Genomic DNA, 5,589 nt, shown 5'->3' on the forward strand with positions numbered 1-5,589 from the left:
GCAGGGCCCGGGACACGCAGAACGCCCGGGCCCTGCAGTCCCCCGCGGCCCAGACCGTGCACCCCACCGGCACGGCCGGCGCCGCCGTACCGACCACGCACCTGTGCGGCGCACCGGCCGCAGGCGACTTCGGCTGCCTCGCGCAGCGCCGCACCGACATCGCGATGAGGCGCGACGACACGCTCTCGCCGCAGGCCACCCCGTCCGGTCTGGGCCCGGCCAACCTGCACAGCGCCTACAACCTGCCCGCCACCGGCGGCTCCGGCCTGACCGTGGCCATCGTCGACGCCTACGACGACCCCAACGCCGCCACCGACCTGGCCACCTACCGCTCCCAGTACGGTCTCTCGGCCTGCACCGTCGCAAGCGGCTGCTTCCGCAAGGTGAGCCAGACCGGCAGCAGCACCAGCCTCCCCACGCCGGACAGCGGCTGGGCCGGGGAGATCGCCCTCGACCTCGACATGGTCAGCGCCGCCTGCCCGAGCTGCAACATCCTGCTGGTCGAGGCGGACTCCGCGAGCATGGAGGACCTCGGCGCGGCCGTGAACGAGGCCGTGGCGCTCGGCGCGAAGTTCGTCTCCAACAGCTACGGCGGCGACGAGGAGTCCGCCGACCCGTCCTACGACAGCGCCTACTTCAACCACCCCGGCGTCGCCATCACCGTCTCCGCGGGCGACTCCGGCTACGGCGCCGAGTACCCCGCCGCCTCCCGCTACGTGACCGCCGTCGGCGGCACCTCCCTGACCACCGCGTCCACCACCCGCGGCTGGTCCGAGAAGGTCTGGGGCACCAGCGCGGGCGGCGACGGCACCGGCTCGGGCTGCTCCGCGTACGACGCCAAGCCCAGCTGGCAGACCGACACCGGCTGCGCCAGGCGCACCGTCGCGGACGTCTCCGCCGTCGCCGACCCGGCCACCGGTGTCGCGGTCTACGACACCTACGGCGGCTCCGGCTGGGCGGTCTACGGCGGCACCAGCGCCTCCGCGCCGCTCATCGCGGGTGTGTACGCCCTGGCCGGCGCCCCGGCCTCCGGCACCAACCCGGCGTCGTACCCCTACGCCCACACGGCGAACCTCTACGACGTGACCAGCGGCGCCAACGGCGGCTGCTCCGGCTCGTACCTGTGCACCGGCAAGACCGGCTACGACGGCCCGACCGGCCTCGGCACCCCGAACGGCGTGACCGCCTTCAAGAACGGCACCAGCAGCGGCAACACGGTCACCGTCACCGGCCCGGGCGGCCAGACCGCCACCGTCGGCACCGCGAAGAGCCTGCAGATCTCGGCCACCGACAGCGCCGGGGCCCCGCTCACCTACAGCGCGAGCGGCCTGCCCACGGGGCTCGGCATCAACGCCTCGACCGGCCTGATCTCCGGCACCCCCACGGCCGCGGGCACCTACCAGACCACGGTGACCGCCACCGACGGCACCGGCGCCTCCGGCTCCGCCTCCTTCGGCTGGACCGTCTCCCCCGCGGGCGGCGGCACCTGCACCGCGGCCCAGCTGCTCGGCAACCCGGGCTTCGAGTCCGGCAGCACCTCGTGGACGGCGTCCAGCGGCGTCATCACCGGCGACAGCGGTGAGGCCGCCCACGGCGGCACGTACAAGGCCTGGCTGGACGGCTACGGCTCCACCCACACCGACACGCTCTCCCAGACGGTGAGCGTCCCGAGCGGCTGCCACGCCACGCTGACCTTCTGGCTGCACGTCGACTCCGCCGAGACGACCACCACCGCCGCCTACGACAAGCTGACCCTGACCGCCGGCTCCACCACCCTGGCGACCTGGTCCAACCTCAACAAGGGCACCGGGTACACCCAGAAGTCCTTCGACCTGTCCTCCTTCGCCGGCTCCACCGTGACCCTGAAGTTCACCGGCACCGAGGACTCCTCCCTGCAGACCGGCTTCGTGGTCGACGACACCGCCCTGACCACGGCCTGACCCCGCCTCCCCGCGGGAAGGGTCCCGGCCGCCGGCAGGCGGCCGGGACCCTTTTGCGCCTGGAACACGTCAAACCTTTCACAGAGGAAGGGAGGCCATCCATGCGTCATACGACAGCCGCGGTCCTCGCGGCGACCGCACTCCTGCTCACCGGCTGCGGCACGCAGTCCGGCGGCCCCGCGGACGGCGGCCGGAGCAGCGCCCCGGGCGCCACCGGCAGCGCCGGTTCCGGAGCGGGCACGGGAGGGGCCTGCGTGTCCGAGGCCGCGCTCACCACCGCGGACACCGGCCGCACCGTCTGCCTCACCGCGGGCGGCACCGTCCGCGTCACCCTCGACGGCACGCCGGACCGCCCGTGGTCCCCCGTCACCAGCGAGGGCGGCGCCCTCACCCCCACCAACGCGGGCATCGGCGCCCCCCGCGGCGACACCATCGCCGCCTACCGCGCCACCGCATCCGGCACGGCGCGGCTCACCGCCACCCAGCCGCTGTGCGCCACACCCACCGCCCCGGACCAGGTGGCGTGCCTGGGACTGCGGGAGTGGACCGTCACCGTGCGGGTCGCCGACCGGTGAACACGCCCTCCCCGCAGGGAGGTTGTACGGCGCCGGGCATCGAATCGGCCACGGGATCCCCACCGCCGGGCGAAGCGGCGGTAACGGATCGGCGCGGGCCGACAATGCAGTGGCCCGCTGTCAGAGGCATGACGTAGCGTTCCCTCTTGCCGCCGACGAAGGCGCGCCGGGCCCGCCACGGGGGTCCGCGCCCCGCGGCGCACCCACGTCTCGCCGGAAGACCTCCGGCCACCCACGCCTGCCTGGGGGGAACCAGCTTGCGCACCCGCCACCTCGCGGGCGGGACGGCTCTGTCCGTCCTGCTCGCCACCGCGTCCCTGCTCGGGGTCACGGCAACGCCGGCCGCGGCCGACGGCCCCACCGCCGTCGCGACCGCCGGGGACACCGCCAACGTCGCCGAGGCCGCGACCACCCTCACCGTCAACGCCCCCGCCACGGCGGTGCCCGGCGCGGAGGTCACGGTCACCGGCATCCTCGGCTCCACCGAGCCGTTCGCGGCCGGCACCGAGGTCACCGTCACCCGCACCGACCCGACCGACACGACCGGCACCGCGCTCGGGAACGCGACCGTCGCCGAAGACGGCACCTTCCAGATCAAGGACACCCCGGCCGTACAGGGCGACAACACCTACACGGTCAGCTACGCGGGCGACGCCACCCACGCCGCCGCCAGCGCGACGGGCACCGTCACCGTCGCCCGGGCCTCGACCACCCTCAACGTGTCCGCCCCGGCGACGGCCCTGCCCGGCGCGGAGGTCACGATCAGCGGCTCCCTCGGCTCGACCGAGGACTACGCGCCGGGTACCGCGGTCACCATCACCCGCACCGACAGCCACGGCGGGACCGGCACCCCGCTGGGTACCGCGACGATCGGCGAGTACAACGTCTTCCAGCTCAAGGACACCCCCGCTGTCCAGGGCAACAACACCTACACGGTCACCTACGCGGGCGACGCGACCCACGCCGCCGCCACCGCCAGGAGGACCGTCAACGTCACCCGGGCCGCCACCACGCTCACCGTGAACGCCCCCGCCACCGCCAAGCGGACCACGAAGATCACGGTCAGCGGCAAGCTCACGGCCTCCGCGCCCTTCCCGGCCGGCACCAAGGTCACGGTGACCCGGACCGACCTCACCACCCCGAAGGGCAAGTCGCTCGGCACCAAGACGGTCGCCTCCAACGGGACGTTCAGCTTCGCGGACACCCCGTACACCGGCGGCACCGTCACCTACTCCGTGCACTACGCGGGCGACGCAACGCACACCGCCGCCCTGGGCAAGGACACGGTCTCGGTCTCCCGCGCGGCCACCTCGGTCAGCGTCAAGACCAACCACTCGACCTACTCCTGGGGTTCGACGGCCACCGTCACCGGCCACCTCGGCAAGACCGGCAAGAGCCGCGTGGTGTCGATCTACGCCAAGGCGGCGGACGGCACGAAGAAGCTGGTCAAGACCGGCAAGGTCAACTCCTCCGGCGACTTCAAGGTGACCTACAAGCTCTACCGGAACACCACCTTCTGGGCCTCGTTCGGCGGCGACTTCTCCTACGCGCCGAAGTCCGTGTCCCGCTCGGTCGGCACCCAGATCAAGGTCTCCACGTCCGTCTCCCGGCACTACAAGACGGGCAAGATCGGCTCGACCACGTACTACTGGTTCCACAAGAACACCGACCCGGTGTTCACCACGTCCATGAGCTACTACGAGAACCGCAAGCAGCGGTTCGAGCTGCAGGTCTACTACCAGGGCAAGTGGTACTCGGCCGGCAGCCAGTACTTCTGGCTCGCCACCAACGGGAAGTCGGCCGTGCGGCTCGAAGCCCCCGGTGAGGCCGGCATCCGCGCTCGCATGCGCTCCTCGTACGTCAAGGGCTCCTCGGGCGACTCCGTGAACACCACGACCTACGGCCCCTGGAAGTACATGTACTTCACCAAGTGACGCCGTCCGGCGGACGGACGCACACGGGCGAGGCCGCTCCGGAACCTCCGGGGCGGCCTCGCCCGTGTCGGCCGGATGCGGGGGGGTCGCGCGGCGGGGGCCGCTGCCGTCAATGGATGATTTGTCCCGATTGGGAGCCGGAGATGGACGAATCATCCACGGCGCCAGGGACCTGGGCTCAGGCCTCGCCGGCCTCGAGCAGGTTCGCGGCGGCACCGACGATCCTCGGGTCGGGCACGCCCACGACCTCCTCGTCCTTGTCGCCGTAGTCGAAGCGGCCCAGCACGGCGCGCATCGCCTCCACACGGGCCCGCTTCTTGTCGTTGCTCTTCACCACCGTCCAGGGCGCCTGCTCGGTGTCGGTCTCCCGGAACATCGTGACCTTGGCCTCGGTGTAGTCGTCCCACCGGTCCAGGGAGGCCAGGTCCATCGGGCTGAGCTTCCACTGCCGCACCGGGTCGACCTGGCGGATCGTGAAGCGGGTCCGCTGCTCGTCGCGCGACACGGAGAACCAGAACTTCACCAGGTCGATGCCGTCGTCCACGAGCATCCGCTCGAAGGCGGGTGCCTGCCGCATGAACCGCTGGTACTCGTCATCCGTGCAGAAGCCCATGACCCGCTCCACGCCGGCCCGGTTGTACCAGGAGCGGTCGAAGAGCACGATCTCGCCCGCGGTCGGCAGGTGCTCCACGTACCGCTGGAAGTACCACTGCCCGCGCTCACGCTCGGTCGGCTTCTCCAGCGCCACCACCCGCGCCCCGCGCGGGTTCAGGTGCTCGGTGAACCGCTTGATCGTCCCGCCCTTGCCGGCCGCGTCGCGCCCCTCGAAGACGATCACCAGCCGCCGGCCGGTCTCCTTGATCCAGCTCTGCAGCTTCAGCAGCTCTATCTGCTGGAGCCGCTTGTGCCACTCGTACTCCTTGCGCTCCATGCGGAAGTCGTACGGGTAGTTCTCGCGCCACGTCTCGACCGGGCTGCCGTCCGGCCGGATCAGCACGGGGTCGTCCTGGTCGGTGTAGTCGACCTGCATCCCGGCGAGCAGATCCAGGTCCGCGGGGTGCGGGAGCGTCGTCATGCCGCCTCTCACCTCCGGGTCCGCGGGAACGGGCGTACGCCCTTCCCACCGTAACCCTGCCCCCC

At 72.1% G+C, this 5,589-nt stretch carries 4 protein-coding genes; 3 read left to right on the forward strand and 1 reads right to left on the reverse strand.

Annotation, left to right across the window (positions count from 1 at the left end; translation table 11 throughout):
• From PV350_RS43945 to PV350_RS43955, 3 genes are all read left to right on the forward strand, one after another.
• Nucleotides 1-1,940: putative Ig domain-containing protein (locus PV350_RS43945; RefSeq protein ID WP_500338981.1), on the forward strand; the 1,940-nt coding region annotated here is incomplete at its 5' end.
• 101 nt (nucleotides 1,941-2,041) lie between these two features.
• Nucleotides 2,042-2,515 carry a hypothetical protein gene (locus PV350_RS43950; protein WP_500338982.1) on the forward strand — a complete coding sequence of 158 codons (474 nt, stop codon included), beginning with the start codon at nucleotides 2,042-2,044 and terminating at the stop codon, nucleotides 2,513-2,515.
• 257 nt (nucleotides 2,516-2,772) lie between these two features.
• Nucleotides 2,773-4,449: an Ig-like domain repeat protein gene (locus tag PV350_RS43955; protein WP_500338984.1), complete on the forward strand. Its 1,677-nt coding sequence runs from the start codon at nucleotides 2,773-2,775 to the stop codon at nucleotides 4,447-4,449.
• Nucleotides 4,450-4,627: 178 nt separating this feature from the next.
• Here PV350_RS43955 and ppk2 read toward each other — a convergent pair whose 3' ends face one another.
• Nucleotides 4,628-5,524 carry a polyphosphate kinase 2 gene (gene ppk2, locus PV350_RS43960; protein WP_499512757.1) on the reverse strand — a complete coding sequence of 299 codons (897 nt, stop codon included), beginning with the start codon at nucleotides 5,522-5,524 and terminating at the stop codon, nucleotides 4,628-4,630.
• Nucleotides 5,525-5,589: the final 65 nt, after the last annotated feature.

The organism is Streptomyces sp. PA03-6a, assembly GCF_033792765.1.
GTDB lineage: Bacteria > Actinomycetota > Actinomycetes > Streptomycetales > Streptomycetaceae > Actinacidiphila.

Excerpts from the sequence above, each read along its gene's own strand:
- ppk2 (WP_499512757.1), bottom strand. The coding sequence starts at position 5,524 with ATGACGACGCTCCCGCACCCCGCGGACCTGGATCTGCTCGCCGGGATG.
- PV350_RS43950 (WP_500338982.1), top strand. The coding sequence starts at position 2,042 with ATGCGTCATACGACAGCCGCGGTCCTCGCGGCGACCGCACTCCTGCTC.